General features: G+C 56.1%; 28 protein-coding genes. 4 read left to right on the top strand and 24 right to left on the bottom strand.

Features of this window, described 5'->3' with window-relative positions:
* Nucleotides 1–6: 6 nt before the first annotated feature.
* From ACFWUB_RS08835 to ACFWUB_RS08760, 16 genes are all read right to left on the bottom strand, one after another.
* Complete coding sequence (locus ACFWUB_RS08835; RefSeq protein ID WP_416183831.1) at nt 7–810, bottom strand: TlyA family RNA methyltransferase; 804 nt, start codon at nt 808–810, stop codon at nt 7–9.
* A gap of 21 nt (nt 811–831) precedes the next feature.
* Nucleotides 832–1,716, bottom strand: coding sequence for a polyprenyl synthetase family protein (locus ACFWUB_RS08830; RefSeq protein WP_292298552.1), 885 nt, complete (start codon nt 1,714–1,716; stop codon nt 832–834).
* Nucleotides 1,713–1,967, bottom strand: coding sequence for an exodeoxyribonuclease VII small subunit (xseB, locus tag ACFWUB_RS08825; RefSeq protein WP_292260194.1), 255 nt, complete (start codon nt 1,965–1,967; stop codon nt 1,713–1,715). Before xseB ends, ACFWUB_RS08830 begins: the two co-directional genes overlap by 4 nt.
* Nucleotides 1,951–3,159, bottom strand: a complete 1,209-nt coding sequence (gene xseA, locus ACFWUB_RS08820) for an exodeoxyribonuclease VII large subunit (RefSeq protein WP_020723809.1) — start codon at nt 3,157–3,159, stop codon at nt 1,951–1,953. The genes xseB and xseA overlap by 17 nt, the downstream gene beginning before the upstream one ends.
* Nucleotides 3,156–4,109, bottom strand: a complete 954-nt coding sequence (locus ACFWUB_RS08815) for a peptidase (RefSeq protein ID WP_416183830.1) — start codon at nt 4,107–4,109, stop codon at nt 3,156–3,158. The genes xseA and ACFWUB_RS08815 overlap by 4 nt, the downstream gene beginning before the upstream one ends.
* A complete protein-coding gene (nusB, locus tag ACFWUB_RS08810) occupies nt 4,109–4,555 on the bottom strand; it encodes a transcription antitermination factor NusB (protein ID WP_020310381.1) in 447 nt (148 codons plus the stop codon). The genes ACFWUB_RS08815 and nusB overlap by 1 nt, the downstream gene beginning before the upstream one ends.
* Before the next feature lie 21 nt (nt 4,556–4,576).
* The gene (locus ACFWUB_RS08805) at nt 4,577–4,873 is read right to left on the bottom strand and encodes a hypothetical protein (RefSeq protein WP_416183829.1); all 297 of its coding nucleotides are present in this window, start codon (nt 4,871–4,873) and stop codon (nt 4,577–4,579) included.
* Nucleotides 4,866–5,234, bottom strand: coding sequence for an Asp23/Gls24 family envelope stress response protein (locus ACFWUB_RS08800; RefSeq protein WP_294025659.1), 369 nt, complete (start codon nt 5,232–5,234; stop codon nt 4,866–4,868). Before ACFWUB_RS08800 ends, ACFWUB_RS08805 begins: the two co-directional genes overlap by 8 nt.
* Nucleotides 5,235–5,332: 98 nt before the next feature.
* Nucleotides 5,333–5,890 (bottom strand): elongation factor P, encoded by a 558-nt coding sequence (gene efp, locus ACFWUB_RS08795; RefSeq protein WP_020310378.1) that lies wholly within the window; start codon nt 5,888–5,890, stop codon nt 5,333–5,335.
* 13 nt (nt 5,891–5,903) lie between these two features.
* Complete coding sequence (locus tag ACFWUB_RS08790; protein WP_020310377.1) at nt 5,904–6,971, bottom strand: M24 family metallopeptidase; 1,068 nt, start codon at nt 6,969–6,971, stop codon at nt 5,904–5,906.
* 83 nt (nt 6,972–7,054) lie between these two features.
* Nucleotides 7,055–7,774 (bottom strand): pseudouridine synthase, encoded by a 720-nt coding sequence (locus ACFWUB_RS08785; protein ID WP_292298546.1) that lies wholly within the window; start codon nt 7,772–7,774, stop codon nt 7,055–7,057.
* Between the two features lie 9 nt (nt 7,775–7,783).
* Nucleotides 7,784–8,437, bottom strand: a complete 654-nt coding sequence (locus ACFWUB_RS08780) for a histidine phosphatase family protein (RefSeq protein WP_020310375.1) — start codon at nt 8,435–8,437, stop codon at nt 7,784–7,786.
* Nucleotides 8,438–8,488: 51 nt separating this feature from the next.
* A complete protein-coding gene (cobS, locus tag ACFWUB_RS08775) occupies nt 8,489–9,241 on the bottom strand; it encodes an adenosylcobinamide-GDP ribazoletransferase (protein ID WP_020310374.1) in 753 nt (250 codons plus the stop codon).
* Nucleotides 9,238–9,813: a bifunctional adenosylcobinamide kinase/adenosylcobinamide-phosphate guanylyltransferase gene (gene cobU, locus ACFWUB_RS08770; RefSeq protein ID WP_292106163.1), complete on the bottom strand. Its 576-nt coding sequence runs from the start codon at nt 9,811–9,813 to the stop codon at nt 9,238–9,240. Before cobU ends, cobS begins: the two co-directional genes overlap by 4 nt.
* Nucleotides 9,814–10,305 (bottom strand): MogA/MoaB family molybdenum cofactor biosynthesis protein, encoded by a 492-nt coding sequence (locus ACFWUB_RS08765; protein ID WP_020723807.1) that lies wholly within the window; start codon nt 10,303–10,305, stop codon nt 9,814–9,816.
* Between the two features lie 17 nt (nt 10,306–10,322).
* A complete protein-coding gene (locus ACFWUB_RS08760) occupies nt 10,323–10,940 on the bottom strand; it encodes a hypothetical protein (protein WP_416184397.1) in 618 nt (205 codons plus the stop codon).
* A 163-nt stretch (nt 10,941–11,103) separates the two neighbouring features.
* Here ACFWUB_RS08760 and ACFWUB_RS08755 point away from each other — a divergent pair, with 163 nt between their 5' ends.
* Nucleotides 11,104–11,544: a hypothetical protein gene (locus ACFWUB_RS08755; protein ID WP_020310370.1), complete on the top strand. Its 441-nt coding sequence runs from the start codon at nt 11,104–11,106 to the stop codon at nt 11,542–11,544.
* Nucleotides 11,545–11,578: 34 nt separating this feature from the next.
* Nucleotides 11,579–12,535 (top strand): exonuclease domain-containing protein, encoded by a 957-nt coding sequence (locus ACFWUB_RS08750; protein ID WP_296820355.1) that lies wholly within the window; start codon nt 11,579–11,581, stop codon nt 12,533–12,535.
* 271 nt (nt 12,536–12,806) lie between these two features.
* On the opposite strand, the gene rpsD is transcribed toward ACFWUB_RS08750, so the two are convergent.
* Nucleotides 12,807–13,394 (bottom strand): 30S ribosomal protein S4, encoded by a 588-nt coding sequence (gene rpsD, locus ACFWUB_RS08745; RefSeq protein WP_014015950.1) that lies wholly within the window; start codon nt 13,392–13,394, stop codon nt 12,807–12,809.
* Nucleotides 13,395–13,593: 199 nt separating this feature from the next.
* Between rpsD and ACFWUB_RS08740 the strand changes: the two genes are divergently transcribed.
* Complete coding sequence (locus ACFWUB_RS08740) at nt 13,594–14,190, top strand: nitroreductase family protein (RefSeq protein WP_020723805.1); 597 nt, start codon at nt 13,594–13,596, stop codon at nt 14,188–14,190.
* A 200-nt stretch (nt 14,191–14,390) separates the two neighbouring features.
* On the opposite strand, the gene ACFWUB_RS08735 is transcribed toward ACFWUB_RS08740, so the two are convergent.
* From ACFWUB_RS08735 to ACFWUB_RS08705, 7 genes are all read right to left on the bottom strand, one after another.
* Entirely contained in the window at nt 14,391–14,663 is a 273-nt protein-coding gene (locus ACFWUB_RS08735) for a GNAT family N-acetyltransferase (protein ID WP_416183828.1), read from the bottom strand.
* 13 nt (nt 14,664–14,676) lie between these two features.
* Nucleotides 14,677–15,252 carry a histidine phosphatase family protein gene (locus ACFWUB_RS08730; protein ID WP_020310366.1) on the bottom strand — a complete coding sequence of 192 codons (576 nt, stop codon included), beginning with the start codon at nt 15,250–15,252 and terminating at the stop codon, nt 14,677–14,679.
* A 363-nt stretch (nt 15,253–15,615) separates the two neighbouring features.
* A complete protein-coding gene (nifJ, locus tag ACFWUB_RS08725; protein ID WP_416183827.1) occupies nt 15,616–19,146 on the bottom strand; it encodes a pyruvate:ferredoxin (flavodoxin) oxidoreductase in 3,531 nt (1,176 codons plus the stop codon).
* A 404-nt stretch (nt 19,147–19,550) separates the two neighbouring features.
* Entirely contained in the window at nt 19,551–20,717 is a 1,167-nt protein-coding gene (locus ACFWUB_RS08720; protein ID WP_292298539.1) for a class I SAM-dependent methyltransferase, read from the bottom strand.
* Between the two features lie 17 nt (nt 20,718–20,734).
* On the bottom strand, nt 20,735–21,586 hold the full coding sequence (locus tag ACFWUB_RS08715) for a bifunctional 5,10-methylenetetrahydrofolate dehydrogenase/5,10-methenyltetrahydrofolate cyclohydrolase (protein WP_020310362.1): 852 nt from the start codon (nt 21,584–21,586) through the stop codon (nt 20,735–20,737).
* Between the two features lie 20 nt (nt 21,587–21,606).
* Nucleotides 21,607–23,583, bottom strand: coding sequence for a penicillin-binding protein (locus ACFWUB_RS08710; RefSeq protein ID WP_416183826.1), 1,977 nt, complete (start codon nt 23,581–23,583; stop codon nt 21,607–21,609).
* Nucleotides 23,576–25,006 carry a CCA tRNA nucleotidyltransferase gene (locus ACFWUB_RS08705; protein ID WP_020310360.1) on the bottom strand — a complete coding sequence of 477 codons (1,431 nt, stop codon included), beginning with the start codon at nt 25,004–25,006 and terminating at the stop codon, nt 23,576–23,578. The genes ACFWUB_RS08710 and ACFWUB_RS08705 overlap by 8 nt, the downstream gene beginning before the upstream one ends.
* Before the next feature lie 176 nt (nt 25,007–25,182).
* Here ACFWUB_RS08705 and ACFWUB_RS08700 point away from each other — a divergent pair, with 176 nt between their 5' ends.
* On the top strand, nt 25,183–25,710 hold the full coding sequence (locus ACFWUB_RS08700) for a cob(I)yrinic acid a,c-diamide adenosyltransferase (protein ID WP_020310359.1): 528 nt from the start codon (nt 25,183–25,185) through the stop codon (nt 25,708–25,710).
* The last annotated feature ends 2 nt before the right edge of the window (nt 25,711–25,712 follow it).

Raw genomic sequence — 25,712 nt, 5'->3', positions numbered from 1 at the left:
GATCACCTACATTTCATGGGATTTACCGACGATGTCATCGACAACGGCGTCAGTGATATCGTTATGGCAGGGATTGTCTTTACGGCTGTACAAGAGATATTCTATATTGCCATCAGCCCCTTTGATGGGCGAGAAGGTCAGGCCCAGCGGCGACAAACCGCAGGCGGCGATGCCGTCCGTGACGTGGCGGATGACGTCGCGGTGGACCTGGATGTCGCGGACGATGCCGCCTTTGCCGACGTGTTCCCGGCCCGCTTCGAACTGCGGCTTGATGAGCGTGACCATCGTGCCGCCTGCCTTGAGCAGCGGTTCGACGGCCGGCATGATCTTGAGCAGGGAAATGAAGGAGACGTCAATGGAGATGAAATCGACGGGCTCGCCGATATCTGCAACAGTGACGTTGCGGATATTGGTCCGTTCCATGTTGACGACGCGGTCATCGGTCCGCAGTTTCCAGGCCAGCTGGCCATAGCCGACGTCGACGGCAAAGACCTTGGCCGCGCCGCGCTGGAGGGCGCAGTCCGTGAAGCCGCCTGTCGAGGCACCAATATCCATCATGGTCTTACCCGTCAAGTCGACGGGAAACGTTTCCATGGCCTTTTCCAGTTTCAGGCCGCCCCGGCCGACATAGGGAATGGGATTGCCCTTGACGGTAATATCTACGTCGACGGGCAGCTTCGTGCCCGCCTTATCGACGCGCTGGTTGTCGACGAAGACCAGGCCGGCCATGATGGTCGCCTTGGCCTTTTCCCGGCTTTCAGACAAGCCGCGGCTGACGAGAAGCACGTCTAATCTTTCTTTATGCTGCATACCTGTAATACCCCTCTCACATTAATGAACGCGGACCAGCAGATGTTCGACCAGTTCTTTCAGGAACCAGGCCTGCGGCCCTAACGGTTCCAGGGCCTGGACGGCTTTGCCGGCCGCTTCGCGGGCCATGCGCCGGGCTTCGTCCAGGGAAAAGATGGTCACATACGTGGCCTTGTCGTTGCGGGCGTCGCTGCCGACGGGTTTGCCCAGCAAAGCTTCATCGCCGACGACATCGAGGATATCGTCGGTGATCTGGAAGGTCAGGCCCATGTACGACGCATAGGCTTCCAGGGCCTGCCGCTGCTGCGGCGACGCATCGGCGACGATGGCTGCCATGTCGATGGCCGCCTTGAAGATGACGCCCGTCTTGGAACGGTGCAGGAGTTCCATGCCTTCCCGGCCGATGGCCATGTCGCCGTCGGATGCCAGGTCGAAGGCCTGGCCGCCGACCATGCCGGCCGGTCCGGCCGCTCTGGCGATGACGGCGATGCAGCGGTTCAGTTTGTCCGGTGCAATGCCTTTCTGGCTGGCCATGAGCTCGAAGGCAAAGGTCAGCAGGCCGTCACCGGCCAGGGTAGCCAGGCCGGCACCGTAGACGACGTGGTTCGTCGGCTTGCCCCGGCGCAGGTCGTCGTCATCCATACAGGGCAGGTCGTCGTGGATCAAGGAATACGTATGGATACATTCCAGAGCGCAGGCCAGTCCCGTATAGGGAGAGGCATCCTGGCCCAGGGCTTCGACCGTCGCCAGCAGAAGGACCGGGCGGATGCGCTTGCCTCCGGCCAGGAGGCTGTAATCCATGGCTTCATAGAGCCTGGAAAAACGCGGCTGGTCCGTCGTCAGTACGTGGGACAGGTAATCGTCGACGCGCTTACGCTGTCCTGCCAGATAGTCTTGGAAGGTCATAAGTCCAACACCCCTTCAGCCGGCGCATCGTCGCTGCTGTCCTTATCGGCCCGGACATCGGCCAGGGCCTGGGCCTTCTGGCGGGCATATTCCAGGGCGCCTTCGCAGGACTGGGATAATTTGATGGCCTTTTCATATAAATCGAGGGACTGCTTCAGCGTCAGGTCCGGTGCGTCCAGTTCCTGTACGAGCTGTTCCAATTTTTCATAATTGCTTTCAAAACTCTTCAATTTATCAGTCGTTCTTGCCATATATGTCCACCTCTTTAACAGCCGTCGTAATCGTCCCGTCGACGACTTGTATCGTCAGCGGGGCCTCTTTCGACACGCTGTGGATATCTGTAAGGATCTTGTCATGCTGCATGAGCTGGCCGTAGCCGCGGCGCACGAGGGCTGCCGGGTTCAGGGCCTGCAGGGAAGCTGTCAGGGTATTCAGCTTCCCCTGCTTCTGTTCCAGATGGAGGCGCAGCTGGCGGTCGGCCTGTTCCATCAGGCCTGCCAGGCGTGCTTCGCGCATGGCCAGGAAGGCATCGTAGCGCTGCAGGTTCAGCCGGCCCGCCGCCTGTTCGACCCAGCGCTGCCGGTCTTCGATGCAGGCCATGACCCGTTCGTAAGCCCGGTCCGCCAGTGCGGCCAGGTCCATTTCCGCTTCGCTGACGTCAAAGAAAGCCATCTCGGCCGCGTGGGTCGGCGTCGCCGCCCGCACGTCAGCGGCATAATCGGCCAGGGTCGTATCCGTTTCATGGCCGATGGCCGTAATGACCGGTACGCTGGCATGGTAAATGGCCTTGATCACAGCCGGGCTGTTGAAGCACCACAGGTCTTCCATGGAGCCGCCGCCGCGGCCGACGATGAGGACGTCCAGGTCCTTGCGCCGGCCCATCTCGCCGATGGCCTTGGCGATGGCCGTATCGACGCCGTCGCCCTGGACGGGGATGGGATGCAGGATGATTTCGGCATAAGGATTGCGCTCGCCGGCAATCTTATAGATGTCGTGGAGCACGGCGCCGGTCTTCGACGTCAGGACGCCGATGCGCCAGGGGAAGCGCGGCAGCTCCTTCTTGTGGCTGCTGTCGAAATAGCCCTGAGCCGCCAGTTCATTCTTGATGCGTTCGTACTGGGCCTGCAGAGACCCTGTCCCCTGGGAAAAGAGCTGTTCAATGATAAAGGAAAGGGCGCCGCCTTTTTCATAGACGTTGACGGCGCCGATGACGACGACATGGTCCCCTTCGCGGACGGCCCGGACCGCTGCCGTCACGCGGCTGCGGAAGACGATGGCCCGGATGGAGCACTGATCATCGCGGATATTCATATAATAATGGCCGTTCGACGCCCGCTTGAGGCCGATGATGTTGCCTTCCATAGCGATGCTCTGCAAGCGGTAATCGCCGTGGATATCATCTTTGATGCGGCGGACGACGTCCGTAACCGATGCATATTTCATGATTTCTTCCCTTCCTGTACGGCAGCCCAGAAGGCGGCGCCCGACGCGTTGTCGGCACTGAAGCCGTCGGCTGCCAGATTCAGGTCTATCTGATGGCGGCGGCAATAATCGCTCATCTGCCGGCGCAGGTAGCCATTGGACATGACGCCGCCAGCGGCGACGAGATGTTTCATGCCATCGGCAGCGGCGTAATCGAGGAGGCTCTCCAAGCCGCGCCAGACCGTCGACAGCGTCCAGCTGCAAAGGCGGGCCGGGTCTTCCCCGCCGGCGGCGATGCGCCGCTGGCCCTGCGATTCGGGCCCGGAAAAGCTGACCTGGCCATCGCGGCAAAAGACATGAGCTCCCTTGACGGGCGGATTTACCGTCTGAGCCAGCTTGTCGACATGGACGCCAGCCGGAAAGGGCAGGTCCAGGGCGACGCCCATGCGGTCGATGAACTGGCCGGCACTGATGTCGCTGGTGCCGCCGATACGGGTGATATCGAGGCCTTTTTCATCGGGCACGGCCCGCAGCAGGTCCGTCGTCCCGCCGGACAGGTGGATGCCGTAGAACGGCTCGCTGCCGATATAGCCCATGCTGCGCAGGACGGCGAGGAGATGGTTTTCCTGATGACTCAGGCGGTACAAGGGCACGCCCAGAACGGCGGCCAGGGCCCGGCCATAACCGAGGCCGGCCAGGAAAGCGGGCATGTACGAATCACCGCGGCGCCGGGGCTGGTCAGTCACGGCAATGGCCCGGATATGGGCACTGGCCAGGACGCCAGCCAGCCGTTCAAAGAGGACCGGCAGGTTGCGCGTATGCTGATAGACCATGTTGGACTGGGACAGGCCGCGGCCGCCCTTGGCGACGCTCAGGATGATGCGTTCGTCGGCGACGACGTCATAAGCCGCGTCGACGAGGCACAGCGACGTCGTATAACAGCTGGTATCGATGCCGAGAAAGACGTCCATCAGGCCTGGGACCTTACATAAGCGCCCAAAATGCCGTTGACGAACCGCGCCGACTTGTCGCCGCTGAATTCCTTGGCCAGGATGACCGCTTCATTGAGGACGATGGACGGCGCCAGGCTTTCCTTGGGGTATACGAGTTCGCACAAGGCCAGGCGCAGTATATTGCGGTCCGTGCGGTTCATCCGTTCGATGTCCCAGCCCTTGGCAAAGGAGCGGATGATCGTATCCAGTTCGTCCCGGTGTTCCGTCGTCGTTTCGACGAGATACGTGCAATAGTCATTGCGTTCCTGATCACTCAGTTCCGGGCCGTCTTCGGTCAAGGCGTCGGTCGTGACGTAATCATTTTCCAGGATTTCCTGTTCGCTGTACTGGATATCATTTTCTCCGTGGAATTCACGGGAATATAAAAGTTCGAGCGCCTGCTGGCGCGCTTTATGTCTGCTCACGAGTTTCCTCCTGTAATAACTTTATTCAGCCGGCAGTACCGCCAGGTCTTCAATGGTAACGGAAATATCAAGGCCCTCTGGTTCGACCATGGCGTCGATGGCCTCAGCCGCCCGCTGCTGGACATCCAGGGCCAGGCCGTGCAGGTCGCTGCCATAACGGGCGCGGACGACCAGATGGAGATGGACGACGCCGTCCGTCACGGCCGCGCTGCGGCTGCGTATAGCGACGACGCCAGAGGCCTGGCGGCCGGCCGTCTCGGCGATATGGCCCAGGGCCTTGGCACTGACGGCATAGGCAAAATCCTGTTCCTCATCCATGGCGGTCCTCCTCTCCAAACACTAACTGTTGTACAATGATGTGGACCGCCGTAACCGTGCAGGCCGTCGCCTTTTCGACGGCATCCTTGACGGACTTCTGCACTTCCAGGGCTACGTCGGGAATACGGCAGCCATAGCGGACGACCAGGCGGACCGTCAATTCGATGCGCTGGCCGTCGATAGAGACGTCGACGCCGCGGCCCGGAAGGGTACGCCCCAGCTTTTCCGCTGCCACTTCGGCGATATTCGTCCCCAAATCAGCGACATAGGCCGATTGGGCCGCCGTCAGAGCCGCAATAGAGGCAATGACGCGCTGGGAAATATGGATACTCCCCCATTCATTTACTTCAGTCGTTTCCATGGGAATCACCCCTTTAGTCCACAAAAGGGGCTGTCGCACGTGCGAAGCCCCTTTGATACCCTATGCTAGCGGCTGGCGGCTAACGACTTGCGTTAACCTTATGCTCTGCCGATATACTGGCCGGTTCTCGTGTCGATCTGGAGAACTTCGCCTTCATTGATAAAGAGCGGTACTTTGACGACATAGCCCGTTTCCAATTTAGCCGGTTTGCTGCCGCCTGTAGCTGTATCACCGCGGACACCGGGATCGGTTTCGACGACTTTCAATTCGACAGCAGCCGGGAGATCGATGCCGATGACTTTGCCTTTGAACATCATGACGGAAACGTTCATTTCTTCTTTGAGGAAATGGACAGCGTCGCCGAGGTTTTCTTTGTTCAATTCGATCTGTTCGTATGTTTCGTTATCCATGAAACAGTACATGCCTTCGTTTTCATAGAGGTACTGCATCTGGCGGCGGTCGACGTGGCCGTCCTGTACTTTTTCGCCAGCGTTCCAGGTACGTTCAACAACAGCGCCCGTTTCGAGGTTCTTGATCTTAGCGCGGACGAAAGCAGCGCCTTTACCCGGTTTTACATGCTGGAATTCAACGACCTGCCATACCTGGCCGTCGATTTCGATAGTTACGCCTGGTCTGAAATCATTACTTGTAATCATGTGTAAACTCCTCCTATAACAGCTCCATCAAATCTTTGGGTGTTTTGGTTAAAATTTCACAGCCGTTGGCTGTAACGGCAACGGAATCCTCAATGCGGACGCCAAACTTGCCTTCTATGTACAGTCCCGGTTCTACCGTGACTATCATATTCTCTTCGAGTACGCCTGTCGAACGCGGCGACAGGACTGGTTGTTCGTGGATCTCCAGGCCCGTACCGTGGCCCAGGGAATGAGTGAAATACTGGCTGACGTGATAGCGGGCGAAGTAGTTGCGCACGGCAAAATCGACTTCGCGGCGGGAAACGCCGGCCTTGATGAGCGATACGCCCAGCTTCTGACCCTCCAGGATGAGATTGTAGAAATCCTTCTGGGCCTGCGACGCCTTGCCGACGACGACAGTCCGGGTGATATCCGAATGGTAGCCTTCCCAGACGGCGCCGAAATCAAAGGTGACGAAATCGCCGGCTTCGACGACTTTCGGGCTGGCCGTACCGTGGGGCATGGCCGAGCGCTTGCCGGATGCGACGATAGTCGTAAAGGACTTTTCTTCCGAGCCTAAGAGCAGCATATTGCTTTCCAGGCGGGCAGCCAGTTCCTTTTCGGTGACACCGGGCTTGATGTACGGCAATAAATCAGCAAAGGCCCGGTCAGCGATGTTGCTGGCCTTGCGCGTCGCTTTCAGCTCATACGGTTCCTTCACCGCCCGCAGGCTGGTCAAATCGCAGGGCAGGAAGCCGCATAAGGCTCCGTCGGAAATATTTTCGTACATGAAATGGGTCAGGAAATTTTCTTCATACGCTGCCACGCCGATTTCCATGTCGTTCAGTGACGAACGGATGGAGGCCGATAAGGCATTGTGGTGGTTCTTGATATCGTACCATGCCCCGGACTGGTTGGCAGCTTGTTCCGTATAGCGGGAATCAGTCCATAAGACGGCCTGGTCCAGGCCGATGACCAGTGCCCCTTCACCACCCGTAAAGGCACTGAAGTAGCGCAGGTTTTCAGGTTGGACGATAATGACGCCGTCTGCATCGTGTTCCTGGAGAAAAGCGCGCAGGCGGGCAATTCGTTGTTCTATCATAGTATCCCCCTATCACCCTATAGTAATTCAATCATATTTTATAATACCATATTTTCCACTGGCTGAAAAGATAAAATTGCAAATCACCGGCTCTGGCTGCGCAACGCTTCCCGTTCTTCATCGGTCAGGGGCCGGAACTGGCCTGGCTCCAAACCGTCATCGAGGACGACGCTGCCGATGGAGCGGCGGTGCAGCTGGACGACTTTCAGGCCGACGGCGGCACACATGCGCTTGACCTGATGGAACTTCCCTTCCTGGACGACGACCGTCAGGGACCGGGGGCCGGTCTGGACAGCTTTGGCCGGCAGGCAGTGCAGGCCATCGTCGAGGACGATGCCGCTGGCAAAGCGGTCCCCTACATCTTCAGGGATATCCCCTTCAACGACGGCGTCGTATATCTTATCGGTATGCTTCTTCGGTGACGTAATGCCATGAGCCCAGGTCCCGTCATTGGTGATGAGCAGGAGGCCCGTCGTATCCTTGTCGAGGCGGCCTACGGGAAAGAGGCCGGCCCCCTGGTACTGGCGCGGCAAGAGGCCGATGACCGTCGGCGACACGTTGTCTTCCGTAGCCGATACGACGCCGGCCGGCTTGTAGAGCATGAGATAAATAGACTCTTCATAATGGACGGCCTGACCATCGACGGCAACGGCATCGGCTGCCGGGTCGATTTTCTGGCTGCTGTCGCGGCAGACGGCGCCATTGACAGTCACGTGCCCGCCTTTGCACAATTCCTTGAGTTCCCGCCGCGTCCCCCAGCCCGTATGGCCCAGGAGCTTGTCGAGGCGCATTGTCTTTGCCATGATGCCTCCTTATAACGACGGCATCTTGTCCCACTGGGGCTGGTACCCCGTCAGGCCTTCCAGATGCTGCGTGCAGTTCATGAGGGTCATGACATTGCGGTCGCCGTAATATTCGATGATGTTAAAAGCTGTATTGAACTGCTGGAAGCACCAGATGCGCTTCATATCGAGGCCCAGCAGGCCGAAGAGCAGGCAGCGGATGGCCGCCCCGTGGGATACCATGAAGACGCTGTCGCCGTCCTTGTGATGCGACAGGATTTCCCGCGTCTTCTTCAATGTCCGGTCCCGGACCTGGCAGAACGATTCGCCGCCCCGGGCCGGCAAGGTCCCGTCCGACGCATAGACCGCTTCCAGTTCGCCTGGCCACTGAGTCGTGATTTCCTGATACGTATGGCCTTCCCAGACGCCGAAATCGGCTTCCTTCAATTCATCGTAAGCGACGACATCCAGATGATGCGGCGCAGCGACACATTCGGCCGTCACCTTGGCGCGCTGGAGCGTGCTGCTGTAGACGGCATCGAGATGGACATGGCGGAAAAATTCACCCAGGCACCTGGCCTGTTCCAGGCCGTGTTCATTGAGGGGGACGTCGGTCGACCCCTGATACCACTGCTGAACATTGCCTTCTGTTTCACCATGACGTGCTAAATATAATTTTATCATCGTAATCCTCCGTAAGTTCCCTATAAGTAATTCAACATTCGTGCCGTCCCATTATAACAAGAAATCGGCCAGCTTGCTACCGACGGCCGTCATCAGGAGCAGGGCCATTTCGCTGCCCTCGAGGACGGCGCCATACGTATCGCCCGTGACGCCGCCCAGCTTGCGGCTGATGCGGCTGTTGGCCCACAAAGAGAGGAGCATGGCCGCACCTAAGAGGGCCAGATAAAAGGGCCCGCAGAAAAAGACCGGCACCAGGGCCAGGACCAGGGCTTTTTCTACAGTATGAGCCGGTGCGTAAGTGACGAAGGCCCGGCCCAGCCCCTGCTCGCGGGCATAGGGAAATTGGAAGATGCTGATCAAAGTCCCGAAGCGGGCCGCTGCCGGGATACCGACGAGGGCCGGCAGGGCTGCTTCCGGTGCCAGCTGACTGAGGAAGGCTACCTTCAAGAGGACCAGGAAGACGAAAGCCGTCACACCGCCGGCGCCGACGCGGCTGTCCTTGAGGATTTCCAGCATCCGCTCGCGGCTGCGGCCGGAAAAGAGGCCATCAGCCGTATCCATATAGCCGTCGGCGTGGAGGCCGCCGGTCAGGTAGAACCAGAAGGCGACGACCAGGGCCGACCGGCCAAAGGCGTCAAAAAGGAAAGACGACGCCCAATAGAGCGCCGCCAAAAGCAGGCCGATGATCAAGCCGACGAGGGGAAAGAACAGGACGGACCGGCCGAAATCCTCATCGCGCCAGACGCTCTGCGAAGCCAGGTGGATGCGCGATAAGAACTGCAGGGCAATGAGAAAGGCCTTCATGACTTCACCTCCGGCAGGCAGACGGCCTGATGCTTCAGTTCCGTCGTAATACCGCAGACCGATAAGTAAACTTCATCGGCTTCGGCCGCAGCGGCCTGGTTGATCTTGCCCATGAGGTCGCGATACAGGCGGCTCACGTGTTCCATGGGCACGATGCCGCAGCCCAGCTCGTTAGTGACCAGGACGGCCGTCACGCCGGCCTGGCGGAAAGCCGCCAGGACCGCTTGCAGTTCGGCCAGGGCGCCGTCGATGATAGCTTCGTCGTCTTCGCCGTCGTGGGCAAAGAGATAATTAGAAAAATAGAGGGTCAGGCAGTCGACGAGGGCCACGTCCGACGACTGGCACAGCCGTTCCATCGTCTCTGGCAGGTCCTGCGGGATTTCCCAGGTCTGCCACGACGACGGGCGGCGCTTGCGGTGGATGGCGATGCGCTGGGCCATTTCTTCATCGAAGATGCGGGCCGTCGCGACATAAGCATGCCGCCCGGGAAGGGCGGCAGCATAGCGTTCGGCAAAGGCGCTCTTACCGCTCCGCGCCCCGCCGGTGACAAGTATGATTTTAGACGTATCCATTTACTTCTTGATTTCCGAATACAAATGAAAGGCTTCCGGCAAAATGACCTTTTCCATGCCGATCTTGATGAGGCTCGGCAGGCCCGGCAGGCAGTAGACCTGGCACTGGTGGATGATACCGGCCGTCGTCCGGTAGGCCATGGCCTGGACGCCGCAGGCCCGGCGATAGGCGAAATACGTCATCATCGACTGGAAAGCCGGGATTTTCTTATCGAACAGGGCTTCTACCGTTTCGATGGTCACGTCGCGCTTGGCCATGCCCGTACCGCCGCTGGTGATGACCAGGTCGACGCTGCAGACCCATTCATGGAGATGGCGTTCGATTTCGGCCTTGTCGTCTTTGACGATCTGATAGTCGACGACCTGATGACCGTAATTGGCCAAGGCCGACTGGATGAGCAGGCCGTTCGTATCGTCTGAAAAAGTGCGGCTGTTGCTGATAGTGAGAATGGCCGCCCGCAAAGGATGTTCTTCCATTTTTTTACTGTTCAAGATAAATACCTCCTAACTTAAGATACATAAGATTCTATGATGGAAAAGGGATCGCGCCCTTCCAGCAATCCTTGTAAAAACGAAGGGATGAAACATTCACTGACGACCTGGACGTCATAGGTCCGTTCTTCGCCCTGGCTGGCAATGGTGATGCCCCTGCCCAGGGCCAAGCGCACGGCACAGGCCGGACCTCCCGATGGCAGGATATCGCCGCGGGACCAGAGGACCGTCGCCTTATCGCGCCAGGGATACGGGTCTTCATCGTCGCTGTCGCCGTCGACGACTTCCGCTGCCACGACGAGGCCGCTCTCTTTGGCGAACTCTGCCGTATGACAGACGAACTGCGTGTATTCGTCTTCCGACGTAGCCGCAGCTGCCGAAATATAGAGCAGGCGGAAATCGTCCCACAAGACATGTTCTGAAATGAATTCTTCCGACGGCGTAATGTCTTCGTCTTCATCGACAAAGGATGTATGCCAATTATAAGCCGAACAGATTTCTTCCGCGTCGTCGCCGGCATTGAGGGGGTACACGTGGGAACCCAGCTTCTGGAAGCCTTCCGTCACGTGGACATCGAGGCCGTGCTCCGACTCATCTTCCTGCCAAAAGAAGAAAGGCAGGCCAATATATATCACATCCAATATGATCACCTCTTCTATCTTATATTATTTATTATTCGACCCGAAAGGGCAAAAGTCCTACTTGAAAAATATACGTTCTTGTAATGTTTCATGATTCCGATATAATATATGTATAAACTGCCTCGATTGGAAGAGACAGGGAAAGGAAGTATGTCTTATGTTCAAAAAAATTGCCGCTCTGGCAGTCACATTTGCCTGCGTCTTCAGTTTCATGGCATCCGCCACATTTCTCGATGACAACCCCCGCTTCGTCCAGGTCGGCCACGATGACACAACCGAATCGTATATCGACATGAACACCATCCAGTCCGTCCGCTACGATCCGCCGTACTACATCATCCGGGCTACGGTCGTGACCTATGACTATGCCAACAACACGGTCCAAGGTTATGATAACAATTTCTTCTACAATTTTAAAGCCCAGACCGTAAAAACACAGACTCTCGGCGATGTCGGCTACGATTTGCAGGGCAACGTCGTGTCCACCTTGTCCCTGCCCAATCCGGAAGTCAAGACGACAGACCGCCTGTCTGCCAACGGCAATGCGGCCAACCGCGCTTTCCGGGCCTGTTACGACATGAATTTCTTCCAAGAATAAGGCTCAAAAATTATTGAAAAGGATTTGATATTCCATGGATTCCCTGATCCACATCATTACGACGATCGTCACTATCGTCTTCATCGCTGCCGTCCTCTATTCCCTCACGTCGGCCCTGCGCAAGCGCCATCGCAAGGCGAAGGTCCAGCAGGAACTGGCCAAGAAGGAACACGTCAAAGTCGCCAACCTGCACCAGTACGACATCAAGCCCAATGACGGCTATTACAAATATCCCATCGAAGAAAAAGGGAAACTGCGCCGCTTCCCGCAGCACTTCACGGCCGTCGCCCTGGAACTGGCCAACGAACAGCCCTATTCCGTCTGTCTCCTGGCCCTGGCTGAATTCGACCACGGCGAACTGAAGGATACGCGTTACTTCTACATCCGTCCGCCAGAAAACAACTTGTCTGCCGTCAAAGGCCGCTATCAGTGGGACGAACTCTCCAAGGCCGATGAATTCGGCGAATACTGGCAGGCCGGCCTGAAAAACCTCATCGAAAGTCAGACCCTGGTCGCCCACAACGCGCCCTTCGTCATGGGCTGCCTGACCCACGCCCTGCACATCTACGGCATCGACGCACCGGCCTTCTGCTATGCCGATACACTGGAAGTCGCCAAGAAACTCTATCACTTCCCGTCGAACCAGCTCGACGTCATCTGCGATGAAATGGATATCCAGACCGAAGAAGGCAACCTGTTGAGCCAGGCCATCGCCATAGGCCGCTTCTTTCTCCTGGCCCACAAGGAATACCCCATGTTCCTGCCCGACCTGACGTACGTCCAAAAAGCACCGACGACAGACGACAAAGAAGCCGCCCTCATCGCCGCCGTCGAACGCGAAGAAGGAAGGCCGAAAGAAATGTTCGCTCCCGGAACACCGGACCCGGCCCTCATCGACGACCTGGTACAAAAAGGCTACGTAGAAGCCGGCGAAAAACCAGGCACATACTACGCCACCGACAAAGGCCTGGACTTCTCTGAAGGACGGTAAGTTAGTGGCTAGTGGTTCGTGGCTCGTGGCTCGTGGCTCGTGACATGAATGTTTGACGAAAGGCTCCCATTATAGGGGAGCTGGCCGCCGAAGGCGGTCTGAGAGGTTGCCTTTAACATCAAACAAAAAAAGGGGACTATCGCATGCAGTCTCATATCACCATGCGTAGTCCCTTGTTTTATAAAATCATCAGCTAGCCACTAACTGCTAACCCCCAAAAAAAGGCGCTGTCTTCATGCGACAGCGCCTTTTTGTTACCATCAAACAGCTCTTATTTGGAGTACAATTCGACGATAAGTGTTTCGTTGATTTCTACCGGAATTTCGTCGCGTTCGGGCATACGGGTAAGTGTGCCTTCGAAGCCGTCGAAGTTCTTTTCGATGTACGGTACATCGAAAGTCTTCAATTCCTGGAAAGATTTTTTGTACATTTCGTTGGAACGGGAAGCTTCTTTCAAAGCGATAACGGAACCAACTTTAACGTGTGCCGACGGGATGTCGCAGCGTTTGCCATTGACCAGGATGTGGCCGTGGTTGACCATCTGACGTGCCTGGCGGATGGAGTTTGCAAAACCGATACGGTATACCAGGTTATCCAAACGGCATTCCAGCAATTTCAGCATGTTCTGGCCAGTAACGCCTTCCATCTTCTTGGCTTTATCATAATAACGGACAAACTGACGTTCGAGCAAATTGTAGTATGCGCGAAGTTTCTGTTTTTCCAATAACTGTGTGCCATATTCAGACATTTTTTTCTGACGCTGATCTTTACGTACGCGTTTTAATGCCTTAGGGTGTCCGTACACATTAACTCCGAACCGGCGACATTCCTTAAAACGCGGGTCTCTCCTCGTTGCCATTTTCTACATCACCTCATATTAGTAATTCAAGAAATTAAATTTTGCTTACGCAATGTATAAATAATATCATGAAAAAAGCCTTGCTGTCAAGGGGTCATGATTCTTGACTTCTTTTCTTCACTATGGTATACTTTAGCCAATAAACAACTAATAATTACTATCAATTAGGAAATGATTTGTAAATTCAGGAGGTGCTCTTATGACCAACTTCATCACAGCCGTCAGCAACCGGCGCACGAACTACACCCTCAGCAAAGACGTCACGATTCCCCAGGAAACCATTACCAAGACTATCGAAGACGTCATCCGCGAAGTACCGTCGGCCTTCAACATGCAGTCCGGCAAAGCCGTCATCGCCTTTGGCGAAACGCACGACGCCATCTGGAAAATCACCATGGATACGCTCCGCAAAATCGTCCCGCCAGCCAACTTCGCCACGACGGAAGCCAAGATCAACTCCTTCGCCGCAGCCTATGGCACGATCCTCTACTTCGACGACACGACCATCGTCGACAACATGGCCTCCCAGTTCCCGCTCTACGCCAAGAACTTCCCCATCTGGGCCCAGCAGGCCAACGGCATGATGCAGTTCGCCGTCTGGACCGCCCTGACCGACCTGGGACTCGGCGTCAACCTCCAGCACTACAACCCCCTCATCGACGACGAAGTCAAAAAACTCACAGGCGTTCCCAAAGAATGGCAGCTCATCGCCCAGATGCCCTTCGGCCATCCCACAGAACCGCCAAAACCCATCGTAAAAGTCCCCATCGAAGAACGGGTGAAAGTCCTTCAGTAAGAAAAAAGCTGCCATACGAAGGCAGCTTTTTTCGAGTGTTAAGCAAGCGATAAACTTGTAATATGAAAAAAACCGCGTACTTGTGGTACACGGCCTTCTTCAAACACTAAAACTAGAGGAGAGCCGATGTCCCACCACCGAGCTAGCTCTATTCTCATTCTATCATGAATGTAGATAAATCAAGTGGATTCTCGTCCTGATTATCCAAGTAAATCCTGTTCGTCTTTGTGGCGGCGGAACCAGGCGTCGGCGTAGGAGCAACTGGTGGCCGTTTTTTTATGGCGCCGCCGTATTTCGTCAGCTGCGGCTTTGACGAGTTTGCCAGCGGCACCTTGGCCGCGCAGGCTGTCGTCGACAAAGGTGTGGACGATGTCGTAATTGCCGTCTTCCCATTCGACGAAGTCCACTTCAGCTACGACCGTTCCAGCTTCATTTTCCATCCAGATTTTATTGGGTCCATATTGTAATTCCATGGTAATTTCTCCTTTACATCGTAATTTCAACAATCTGTCCATTATGGACCGGGCGGCTGCGGCGGAAAGCGGCCATGTATTCTTCTACAGGCCTGCCCGGATTTTCATAGACCAAGAGCAGGTTGCGGATAAACTGGGCGTGCGTAAAGACCAGGATGAATTGCTCCGGCCGCCGCTGCAGCAGAGATAAGGTCCGTTCGATTCGCCCGATGAGCTGGCGATAACTTTCGGCCCCTTCGCCGTCGACATAGTCCGGGTCGAGTTTGCGCCAATAATTGATGACCCGCGGCCGCCGCTGCTGCGACGTCGTCCCGACACACGTCGCCGGTGCCAAATAAACAAATTCATGGACACAGTCCCAAATCCCCGTCACCGTATCAGGAAACCGCCCTATTGTACACATGGCCGTCTGCTGCGCCCGAAGATAAGGCGACGTGACAATCAGGTCCGGTTTCTTAGGAATCTGTAAAGCCAAGGCCTGCGCCTGCTTGAGCCCCAATTCCGACAAGGGAATATTGCGATGATCCTGCGTCGCTTCGCCGGCATTGGCAATACTTTCGCCATGACGGATGAGCCATATTCTCTTCACATTATCACCTGCTTTTTTCTTTTATTTTATCACAAAAAAAGGAGAATTTGAAAGACAACTTCTCCGGCCTGGCGACCACCTCCCCTATGAGGGGAGGCTTTCCCAATGGCTCTCCACATAGGAGAGCTGTCAGCGCAAGCTGACTGAGAGGTTGCTTTTTGATCATCGATAGACATTGGTGAACTTCAGCCTCTTCGGCCTGACGGCCACCTCCCCTATGAGGGGAGGCTTGGTTTCCGAGGCGATGTCCTTCTTTTGAGTCTGTCGCGGCTCTGCCGCATCTGAGTCCGAGTGTGCGAAAACAGGGCCGCCTTTTGGGGCAGCCCTGTTTTCGGGTGTGTATATGGCATTAGCGTGTTTTACCTATTTATCAGCCAATTCCTTATAAGTTTCGTATTTCTTCTTAGCGAATTCTTCGGCCTTGGCAAAGAGTTCTTCGGCGATATCCGGGAAGGTTCTCGTCAGGGCAGCATATCTCGTTTCACCCATGAGGTATTCGCGGAAGGATTGCTGCGGTTCTTTGGAGTCGAGGATGAAGGGGTTCTTGCCTTCTTCTTTGAGCAGCGGGTTGTAGCGATAGAGGTGCCAGTAACCGCAGTCTACGGCGCGTTTCATTTCGTGCTGGGCGTTGCCCATGCCGCCTTTGATGCCATGGTTGATGCACGGTGCATAGGCGATGATGATGGACGGGCCATTGTAGGCTTCTGCTTCTTTGATGGCTTTGATGAGCTGGTTCGGGTCAGCGCCGAGGGCGACCTGGGCGATATAGATATGGCCATAGGTCATGAGCAGGCGGCCCAAGTCTTTCTTGTTGAACTTGCGGCCCGATGCAGCGAACTGAGCGACAGCACCGATTGGCGTAGCTTTCGACGACTGGCCGCCAGTGTTGGAGTAGACTTCCGTGTCGACGAGCATGATATTGACGTTGGCGTTCATAGCCAGGACGTGGTCCAGACCGCCGTAGCCGATATCATAAGCCCAGCCGTCGCCGCCATACATCCAGATGGTCTTCTTGATGATGTGTTCTTTATGAGCCAGGATTTCTTTCTGCAAGTCTGCAGCCCGGCCGGTGAGATGAGCAGCCATCAATTCTTTGATGTATGTCCGGCTGATGCCTTCTGTGACTTCGCCTTCGTTAGCGACGCCGATGGAATCGATCCAGGCTTTGATGGCGTCGTGGAGGGCACCGTCAGTCAGGCCCAGGAGTTCTTCCGATTTAATGCGGATAGCATCGCGCTGCTGTTCCATGGACAGGGACATGCCGAGGGCGAATTCTGCGTTGTCTTCAAAGACCGAGTTCGACCAGGCCGGCCCGAAGCCTTCACAGTTCGTCGTGTACGGGATGCTGGGCATTGCCGAGCCCCAAGCCTGGGTACAGCCCGTAGCATTGGCGACGATCATGCGCGGCCCGAAGAGCTGGGTCAGGATCTTCATGTAAGCCGTTTCCGTACAGCCTGCACATGCGCCGTTGAATTCGAGGAGCGGCTGATGGAACTGGCTGCCTTTGACGGAGAATTTATCGAGAGTCGTATGTTTTTCAGGGAGTGTCTGGGCATAATCCCAGTCGACGCTTTCATGACGCTGCGTTTCCAGCGGCTTCATGGTCAGGGCCTGAGCCGGGCAGGCATTGACGCAGGCACTGCAGCTGTAGCAGTCGAGCGGCGAAACCTGGATGCGGAATTCATAGTCTTCCAGGCCCTTGCCGATGGCTTTCTTGGTCTTGAAGTCAGCCGGAGCCTTGGCTTTTTCGTCAGCCGTTACCAGATACGGACGGATAGCGGCGTGCGGGCAGACCAGGGAGCAGCGGTTACACTGGACGCATTTTTCCAGGTCCCATTCAGGAACGGTCGATGCGATGCCGCGTTTTTCATATTTCGTCGTGCCCAGGGGGTAGGAACCGTCGGCATAGGGGACGAATTCACTGACCGGGATGGTATCACCGAGCTGCAGGTTAGCCGGTTCGACGACTTTCTTGATGAATTCCGGAATATCGCGGGTATCTTCGACGACGGGGTCAGACGGCAGGTCTTTCCATGCTTCCGGTACAGTGACTTCGACGATATCCGAAATGCCGCGGTCGACGGCAGCCTGGTTCATGGCGATGACTTGTTCGCCTTTGGCCAGATAGGTCTTGGCAATGGCGTCTTTCATGTATTTCACGGCATCGTCGATGGGCAGGATGTTGGCCAGTTTGAAGAAAGCTGCCTGCAGGACCGTATTGGTGCGGTTGCTGCCCAGGCCGATTTCTTCGGCGATCTTGGTGGCATTGATGATATAGAAGCGGACGTGCTTGGAAGCGAGCTGGCGTTTTACTTTATTGCTGAGGTGGTTGGCGACGTCGTCTTTATCCCAGCTGCAGTTGAGCAGGAAGATGCCGCCGTCCTTGATTTCACTGACAATATCGTAAGTCCCTATGTATGCCTGTTTATGGCAGGCCAGGAAGTCCGCCGATTTGATATAGTACGTAGCCCGGATCGGATTCTTGCCAAAGCGCAGGTGCGACTTGGTGACGCCGCCGGATTTCTTGGTATCGTATTCAAAGTAAGCCTGGACATACATATCCGTGTTGTCGCCGATGATCTTGATGGAGTTCTTGTTGGCACCAACCGTGCCGTCCGAGCCAAAGCCCCAAAACTTGCAGCTGATGGTCCCTTCCGTGTCGACTGTGATAGGTACGTCGGCCAGGGAATGATGGGTAACATCGTCGATGATGCCCAGGGTGAAGTGGTTCTTCGGCTGGAGCGAATCCATGTTGGTGAAGACGGCGTTGATCGATGCCGGCGGTACGTCTTTCGATGACAGGCCATAGCGGCAGGCCAGGACGGTGACGTCCTGTTTGACGTGGGACATGGCTGCGCAGACATCTTCGTAGAGCGGTTCGCCCAGGGCGCCCGGTTCTTTCGTGCGGTCCATGACGGTAATCGTGCGGACCGTGTCAGGCATGGCTTTCATAAAGTGTTCCAGCGAGAACGGACGATAGAGGTGGACCTGGATGAAGCCGACTTTCTTGCCTTCTTTGCAGAGCTTGTCGATAGTTTCCTGGATGGCACCGGTGACAGAACCCATGGCGATGACGACGTGTTCTGCGTCAGGAGCGCCGTAGTAATCGAAGAGGTGGTACGGACGGCCCGTCAGTTCGCTGATCTTGTCCATGTAGTCCTGGACAATGTAGGGCAGGCGCTGATACCAGGGGTTATTGGCTTCGCGGGACTGGAAGAACATATCCGGGTTGGTAACGGTACTGCGCATAACCGGATGTTCCGGGTTCAGGCCGGTGTGTTTGAAATGATAGAGAGCATCGCGGTCGATGAGTTTGCCCAGTTCTTCAGCCGGCAGCATCTTGATTTTCTGGATTTCGTGGGATGTGCGGAAGCCGTCAAAGAAGTGCATGAACGGAACGCGGCCTTTGATGGTCGACAGATGGGCAACGGCTGCCAGGTCGGCACATTCCTGGACGCTGGCACTGCAGAGCATAGCCCAGCCCGTGTTGCGACAGCCCATGACGTCGGAATGGTCGCCAAAGATGGACATGGTGTGAGTCCCAACGGTACGGGCGGCAATGTGCAGGACGACCGGTTTCAATTCGCCCGACAGGCGGTGCATGACCGGAATCATCAGCATCAGGCCCTGCGACGCCGTAAAGGACGAACAGAGGCTGCCCGTTTCCGAAGCGCCGTGGACGGCACCGATAGCGCCGGCTTCGGACTGCATTTCAACTAATTTGACGGGCTGGCCAAAGAGATTCTTACGGCCATTGGCCGACCAGACGTCGACGTGTTCTGCCATCGGCGACGACGGAGTAATCGGGTAAATCGTAGCGACTTCAGTAAAATTATACGCAACGTCAGCAGCTGCTTCGTTGCCGTCTAAGGTTTTCACGATCTGTTTAATCATAAGAGACACTCCCCTTTTCTACTATTCAAAGATAATTCATCCGGATTCGTATAACGTTTAACGCTTTCTGTACTTTTAGTATAGCCGTTGTAGATATAAAAGTCAAGCATACTATTTATGCTATTTTATCATCAAAGCAGCTATGGTTATACGTTTTACGCGTATATAGGAGAGTGAAAGTGGTTCGTGGTTCGTGGCTCGTGGTTCGTAAAAAAAGAGACTGCCGCATGTGCGACAGTCTCTTTGGGAGTATTAAATTTTCAGTTTGTAGTGAATAGAAAATCAACCTCTCAGACCGCCTTCGGCGGCCAGCTCCCCTATCAGGGGAGCCGCGGGGACGTCCCTGCGACCGGCGACCTGCGGCCTGCGACCTGCGGGACGCCCTTTGGGCGTCCCCTACTACATTAGTACCAACGGGTCATGGGCAGGTCGTTCTTGGTGCCTTTGGTCATGAGGATCTGGTGGATGTCGATGTTGCCGATGTAGAAGGATACGGCGCAGCCGCAGAGGTAGAGGTCCCACATGCGGGCGAATTCTTCGCCGCGGGCAGCGATGACTTCATCGCGGACGTTCTGGAAGTTATTGAACCAGCACATGAGGGTCTTATAGTAATGGCGGCGCAGGCTTTCGACGTCGATGACCTGGAAGTCATCGTCGTAAGCGAGGCTGACGATTTCGCGGAGCGACGGCAAGGTTCCGCCCGGGAAGATGTATTTGCGCATCCACGGGTTGCCGATGCTTTCGTCGTGGCCGCTGATGTAATGGAGGAGGAACATGCCGCCGTCCTTCAAGAGGTGGCTGGCTGTTTCCATGTACAGCGGATAATTGGAGCGGCCGACGTGTTCCAGCATGCCGACGCTGACGATGCGGTCGTACTGACGGCCTTCGGCGACAAGGTCACGGTAGTCGATGAGGTCGATCTGTACCAGGTCCTGGAGGCCCAGTTTTTCAATGCGTTCCTGGCCTTTTTTCCACTGTTCTTTACTGAGTGTGCAGCCATAGCCTTTGACGCCATATTTCTTGGCAGCTTCGATAAGCAGATAGCCCCAGCCGCAGCCGATATCGAGGAGGGTCATGCCTTCTTTGAGGTAGAGTTTTTCCAGGATGTAATGGACTTTATTATGCTGTGCCTGTTCGAGGCTGTCGTCTTCATTCTTGAAGTATGCGCAGGAATAGCTCATGGACGGATCGAGCCATTTGGCATAGAAGTCATTCCCCAGATCGTAGTGGGACGAAACCTGTTTCTTCTGAGCCGATTTCGATTCCGACGGATAGAGGATGCGTTTGAACAAGGATTTATCCAGCGAGAACTGGCTCGTCTGGGATAAGAAGCAGCGAAGAGCCGTGAACAAATCGCCTTGGATTTCGACGTCTTTGCGCATGTACGCTTCGCCCAGTGCCAGCGACGTCGACGCCAGCAATTCTTTTTTCGGAATGTCTTTGTGAATAATAACGTTGAACAACGGCTGGCCTTCGCCAATGGTGTAGGTCTTGTCGTGAAGTTGTACCGTAAAGCAGTGTTTATCGAAGCGACGTAAATAATGAATCATGAAATTATCTAAGATATGCATAGATTACTCCCTCACTTTTATAAAATAGTTTCTGTCCGGGCGATGCCGCAGACGACGTTTTCCAGTACCATCATCGTCGTCACGGCGCCAACACCGCCCGGCACGGGTGTCACGGCCCCGGCCACGGCGGCCGCTTCATCAAAAGCGACGTCGCCGACAGTCTTGCCATCGACGCGGTTGATGCCGACGTCGATGACTACAGCACCGGGTTTTATCATATCGCCTGTCACTAAGCCGGCTCTCCCGGCAGCGGCGATGACCAGGTCTGCCCGGCGGCAGACGGCTTTCAGGTCTTTCGTGCGCGTATGACAGTGCGTGACCGTGGCGTTGCGGTTCAGGCAGAGCTGAGCCAGCGGTTTCCCGACGACGTTGCTGCGGCCGATGATGGCTACATCCTTGCCACTCAGAGAAATATGGTAATAATCGAGGATGGCAATGACTGCCCGCGGTGTACAGGGCACGAACCCCGGTCGTCCCGTATATAAATGGGCGATGTTGACATCGGTCAGGCCATCGACGTCTTTCTTCGGGTCGATGCAGTCGATGATGCGCTGGCTGTTCAAGTGGCGCGGCAAGGGCATCATGGGCAGGATGCCGAAGACAGAAGCCTGTTCGTTGAGCTTATCGATGAGCGATAAAAGCTCTACTTCACTGATGGAATCCGGTTTCTGATAGATTTCTGCCTTCAAGCCGACGGCCCGGGCCGTCTTCTGCATGGATCTGGCATACATGGCCGACGGCGCATCATCCCCGACGAGGATGATGGCCAGTTCCGGCTGGATATGGAGTTCTTCCTGGATATCGGCCAGGCGGCGTTCCACCCGTTCGCGATGAAATGCGGCCACTTCCCGGCCGTTGAGTAATTGCATAACTAGTTCCCCCTGTTGTTCTATGGATTCCGTTTGAAAATAACGGTGACATTACTGCCCTGCGGTGCATAACTACCCGCCTGCGGCGATTGCTGGATGGCTTTCCCCATCCCCTTGGGGATAAAGCCTAAGCCCGCTTCATTGAGCCAGTCGTTGACTTCCCTCGTACTCCAGCCGATGAAAGATGGCATGAGGACGCCATCACTGGAAATATGGACGGGCGGAATGGCATGAGCCGGCGTCATGACGACGGGACCCAGCGGTTTCTGGTCTATCGCTTCCGTCGGACGGATGCCTTTCATGCGAACGATTTCGGTCATCATTTCCTTGAAAACCGGCGCAGCGACCTGGGCGCCGTAATAGACGCCCTGCGGGTCATCGACGACGATGAGGACCAGGAACTGCGGGTCTTCCAAGGGACCAAAGCCGATGAAGGAGCCGACATACTGGCCTTCGGCGTAGCCCGTGCTGTCTTCGGTCTTCTTCTGGGCCGTGCCGGTCTTGCCGCCAAAGCGATAGCCTTCGATTTTGGCGCTCTGGCCGCCGCCGATAGCGACTTCTTCGCCCATGAACTTGCTAATCGTTTCAGCCGTACCGGCATTGATGGGCTGCCTTACTTCTGTCGGTTCTGTCTTTTTATAAATGGAACCGTCAGGATTATCGATTTCCTTGACCAGGAAAGGTTTCATCATGCGGCCTTCATTGGCGATGGCACTGAAGGCCTGTACCATCTGAAGGGGCGTGACGGCGACGCTCTGACCAATGCCCATCGTGGCTGTATCGACGATGGACATCTTATCGGGATCGAACAGGATGCCCTCTTGTTCACCGGACAATTCGATGCCCGTAATCGTCCCGAAACCAAAGCGGCGGGCGTAATCGGTCAGCGTCTTGCCACCTGTCGTCACGGCGACGTGGGCCATGCCGGTATTGATGGAATACATGATGATTTCCCGCAAGGTCACGTCGCCCATGCCCTTGTGGTCCCAGTTGTAAATCGTCCGGTCCGCGACGTGGACGGAGCCTGTGTCGTGATAGACATCACCGATATGCCATTTCCCCGAATCCAGGGCAGCGGCAGCCATAAGGGGCTTAAAAGTCGATCCCGGTTCGTAAACATTGACGACAGCCCGGTTCTTGTAAGCTTCTTTATTTTCCTTACTGTAATCATTGGGATCATACGTAGGCCGGCTGGCCATAGCCAATATCTCACCGGTCTTGGGATTCATGACGATAATGGATGCACCTTGAGGATGACTGCGGGCCATGATGCCGTCCAGGCCCTTTTCGGCGACGTACTGGATGGTACTGTCCAAAGTCAGGCAGACGGACCGTTCCTTGTTGGGCAGGATCCGTTCCAGGGCTGACGAAAAGACAGGGATGTTATGGTTATCGGTCTGCAGGCGGAAAGTCTGTTTGCTGCCGCGGATTTCATCGTCCAGCATCATTTCCAGGCCTTCCAGGCCGTGGTCATTTTCACCGACAAAGCCGATGACCTGGGCAGCCATCGAACCGTTCGGATAGAAACGGCGGTTTTCATCGCGGAAAGCCAGGCCGTGCAGCTTGTCTTCCTTGATGAGCGATTCGACGGCTTCATATTTTTCGTGGTCCATCTGTCGGTCGAGCCAGACGAAGGCCGTATCTTCTTTCAGGCGCCGTTCAATTTCATCCTTCGAGATGCGGAGATAAGGCGCCAGTAAATCGGCTACCATGGCCGGGTCTTCATTGAGCATGGTCGGGTCGGCATAGAGTGACTTGGACATCTCGCTGATGGCCAGGACCTTGCCATTGCGGTCGAGTATCATGCCCCGCGGCGATTGCAGGTTCCGTTCAATCTGACTCTGTTCCTGGGCAGAGGCCACGTTTTTGTCATGATGGATGACTTGCTCTATAAACAAGCGGGTAACGGTGCCAAAGCCGATGGCCGCCAAAATAGCCATGCAAATGACCATGCGGCTGCAAATGCGATGGGTCAGGTTCTTTTCATTTTTATTCATGATGCCCTTCCCCTTCATGGCGCTTCATCCAGCGCCGGGCTGCATCGGCCAGTACATCAGCCTCATTTTCCAGGTCCTGGTTCTGGACCCGCTTCAAGAGGATCCGCAGGCAGTCGCCTGTACGGCGGCCGCACGCATCGGGAATCCGTCGGTCGTAGTGCAGGTCCTTGGTACTGACTGGCATGGCCTCAGCCAGCATGGCCATATAGGCCCCGAAGGATTCCGTCCCTTCTGTGCTGGCGTCGGCATGGCCGCAGCCTAAAATATCGCCGCAGGCCACAGCCGTAGCCTGGCCGACGGCTTCGACTAGTTCTTCTGTCCGATGGAAAGGGCCATCGAGGGCTTCATGGCGAAGCCATTTCTCGACGTCGCCTTCGGCCGTATTGGCAAAGAAATGGAATTTCATATGCGTCTTGACCAGCCAGGCCACGCGCTGGGCAAAGGCCGGTTTCTTGTGCCAGCGCAGCAGGATGGCTTCGGCCAGTTCTGCGCCCTTGGCATCGTGGCCGTAATCGGTATAGCGGCCCTTATGGACGCCGCGGATACCGGGTAGGCCTTTGGCGACATCGTGAAACAACGCCGCATATCGGATGGTCAGATCCGGCGGCGTGTTGGCGACGGTCGCCAGGGTGTGTACCCAGGCATCGAAGAGATGGAACGGTTTCGACTGCGGCGTGTCGGGCAGATGACTCAATTCCGGCAGGATGGGGACAGCTTCATAACAGCCGTTCACCTTCTGGCGGCACGAGCAGGCGCCGAGGCCGGTGCGGACGAGGATGTCCAGTCCCCGGTACGCCGCCGGCGTGACCATGAGGCGGTCCATTTCGTTGACGACTCGTTCCAGGGATAGGCCGGGGACGCGGCCAAAGGCCTGGGGCATGGCTTTGACGAGATCTTTCGAGGCCATGAAATCGAGCTGTCCCGCAAAGCGGCAGGCCCGAAACAGACGCAGGGCATCTTCCTGGAAGCGGCGGACCGGATTGCCGACGGTGACCAGCCGTTTCCTGCGCAAATCCTTCTGACCGCCGACGTAGTCGTAAATATCGCCGCGGCAATCCATGGCCATGGCGTTGACGGTGAAATCACGGCGCAGGACATCTTCGCGCAATGTATCAGCATACCAGACCGTATCCGGCCGGTGGCTGTCCTCGCCATAGGCTTCGCCGCGGAAAGTCGCGACTTCAAAGGTCTGGCCGGCAATGACGACGACGACGATGCCAAAGGCTTCGCCGTGGATCTCGACGGTGTGCCAGTCCTCTTTGGCGGCGACGGCCCGGATATCATCAGGCCGGGCAGAGGTGGCGATATCATAGTCGTGCGGTTCTTTTCCCATAAGCAGGTCGCGCACGGCACCGCCGACGACATAGGCTTCAAAGCCTGCATCCTCTAAAGCTGTCAATAGCTGTCGGGCTCGTTCTTCCATCTTCCCGGCCTTCCTTTCTAAAAAAAATTAACTGATGTTATATTATATCACGAATGGATGGGCCTGACCACTACCTGCCATTTTTTGATTATGGTATAATAACCCCCGTAGGGGCGCCCACGTGGGGCGCCCGCCACAGTATAGTGAATGACTAACAGTTAATGAGAGGTGATATGATGGATACAGGCTTAATACATATATATTGCGGCGACGGCAAGGGCAAGACGACGGCCTCGCTGGGCCTGGTCCTGCGCTGTGCCGGCCGGGGCGGCAAGATTCTTTTCGCCCAGTTCCTCAAGGGCCGGCCGACAGGCGAGCTGGAGTCTCTCAAGGCCCTGCCGCAGGTCACGGTCCTGCGGGGCAAAGCCATCCTGAAATTCACCTTTCAGATGACTGACGCCGAAAAACAGGCCACCTGTGAGGCCCAGACGGCATTGTTGCAAAAAGTCCGGGACTTCTGCGAAATGCACCATCCCGACCTGGCCGTCTGCGACGAACTCGTCGGCGCCTGCGCCCTGGGCCTCGTCCCGGAAGAGCAGGTCCTCGATTTCTTAAAGGACAAACCGGCCCATACGGAAGTCGTCCTGACTGGCCGCGACCCCAGTCCGGCCCTCCTGGACTTGGCCGATTACGTCTCAGAAATCAAGAAAATCAAGCATCCCTTTGACCGGGGCCTTGCCGCCCGCATAGGGATTGAAGAATAACA

Origin of the sequence: Megasphaera sp., assembly GCF_047831605.1 — a bacterium.
Taxonomy (GTDB): Bacteria; Bacillota; Negativicutes; order Veillonellales; family Megasphaeraceae; genus Megasphaera; species Megasphaera intestinihominis.
Note: the sequence above shows the minus strand (reverse complement) of the source record. Positions and strands in the feature narration are given on the sequence as shown.

Excerpts from the sequence above, each read along its gene's own strand:
- ACFWUB_RS08790 (WP_020310377.1), bottom strand. The coding sequence starts at position 6,971 with ATGATAGAACAACGAATTGCCCGCCTGCGCGCTTTTCTCCAGGAACAC.
- efp (WP_020310378.1), bottom strand. The coding sequence starts at position 5,890 with ATGATTACAAGTAATGATTTCAGACCAGGCGTAACTATCGAAATCGAC.
- rpsD (WP_014015950.1), bottom strand. The coding sequence starts at position 13,394 with ATGGCAACGAGGAGAGACCCGCGTTTTAAGGAATGTCGCCGGTTCGGA.
- ACFWUB_RS08720 (WP_292298539.1), bottom strand. The coding sequence starts at position 20,717 with ATGCATATCTTAGATAATTTCATGATTCATTATTTACGTCGCTTCGAT.
- ACFWUB_RS08750 (WP_296820355.1), top strand. The coding sequence starts at position 11,579 with ATGGATTCCCTGATCCACATCATTACGACGATCGTCACTATCGTCTTC.
- ACFWUB_RS08700 (WP_020310359.1), top strand. The coding sequence starts at position 25,183 with ATGGATACAGGCTTAATACATATATATTGCGGCGACGGCAAGGGCAAG.
- ACFWUB_RS08710 (WP_416183826.1), bottom strand. The coding sequence starts at position 23,583 with ATGAATAAAAATGAAAAGAACCTGACCCATCGCATTTGCAGCCGCATG.
- ACFWUB_RS08805 (WP_416183829.1), bottom strand. The coding sequence starts at position 4,873 with ATGGATGAGGAACAGGATTTTGCCTATGCCGTCAGTGCCAAGGCCCTG.
- cobS (WP_020310374.1), bottom strand. The coding sequence starts at position 9,241 with ATGAAGGCCTTTCTCATTGCCCTGCAGTTCTTATCGCGCATCCACCTG.
- nifJ (WP_416183827.1), bottom strand. The coding sequence starts at position 19,146 with ATGATTAAACAGATCGTGAAAACCTTAGACGGCAACGAAGCAGCTGCT.
- ACFWUB_RS08835 (WP_416183831.1), bottom strand. The coding sequence starts at position 810 with ATGCAGCATAAAGAAAGATTAGACGTGCTTCTCGTCAGCCGCGGCTTG.
- ACFWUB_RS08735 (WP_416183828.1), bottom strand. The coding sequence starts at position 14,663 with ATGGAATTACAATATGGACCCAATAAAATCTGGATGGAAAATGAAGCT.
- xseA (WP_020723809.1), bottom strand. The coding sequence starts at position 3,159 with ATGAAATATGCATCGGTTACGGACGTCGTCCGCCGCATCAAAGATGAT.
- ACFWUB_RS08800 (WP_294025659.1), bottom strand. The coding sequence starts at position 5,234 with ATGGAAACGACTGAAGTAAATGAATGGGGGAGTATCCATATTTCCCAG.
- ACFWUB_RS08740 (WP_020723805.1), top strand. The coding sequence starts at position 13,594 with ATGACCAACTTCATCACAGCCGTCAGCAACCGGCGCACGAACTACACC.
- xseB (WP_292260194.1), bottom strand. The coding sequence starts at position 1,967 with ATGGCAAGAACGACTGATAAATTGAAGAGTTTTGAAAGCAATTATGAA.
- ACFWUB_RS08815 (WP_416183830.1), bottom strand. The coding sequence starts at position 4,109 with ATGGACGTCTTTCTCGGCATCGATACCAGCTGTTATACGACGTCGCTG.
- ACFWUB_RS08780 (WP_020310375.1), bottom strand. The coding sequence starts at position 8,437 with ATGATAAAATTATATTTAGCACGTCATGGTGAAACAGAAGGCAATGTT.
- ACFWUB_RS08755 (WP_020310370.1), top strand. The coding sequence starts at position 11,104 with ATGTTCAAAAAAATTGCCGCTCTGGCAGTCACATTTGCCTGCGTCTTC.
- ACFWUB_RS08785 (WP_292298546.1), bottom strand. The coding sequence starts at position 7,774 with ATGGCAAAGACAATGCGCCTCGACAAGCTCCTGGGCCATACGGGCTGG.
- cobU (WP_292106163.1), bottom strand. The coding sequence starts at position 9,813 with ATGGATACGTCTAAAATCATACTTGTCACCGGCGGGGCGCGGAGCGGT.
- ACFWUB_RS08705 (WP_020310360.1), bottom strand. The coding sequence starts at position 25,006 with ATGGAAGAACGAGCCCGACAGCTATTGACAGCTTTAGAGGATGCAGGC.
- ACFWUB_RS08830 (WP_292298552.1), bottom strand. The coding sequence starts at position 1,716 with ATGACCTTCCAAGACTATCTGGCAGGACAGCGTAAGCGCGTCGACGAT.
- ACFWUB_RS08715 (WP_020310362.1), bottom strand. The coding sequence starts at position 21,586 with ATGCAATTACTCAACGGCCGGGAAGTGGCCGCATTTCATCGCGAACGG.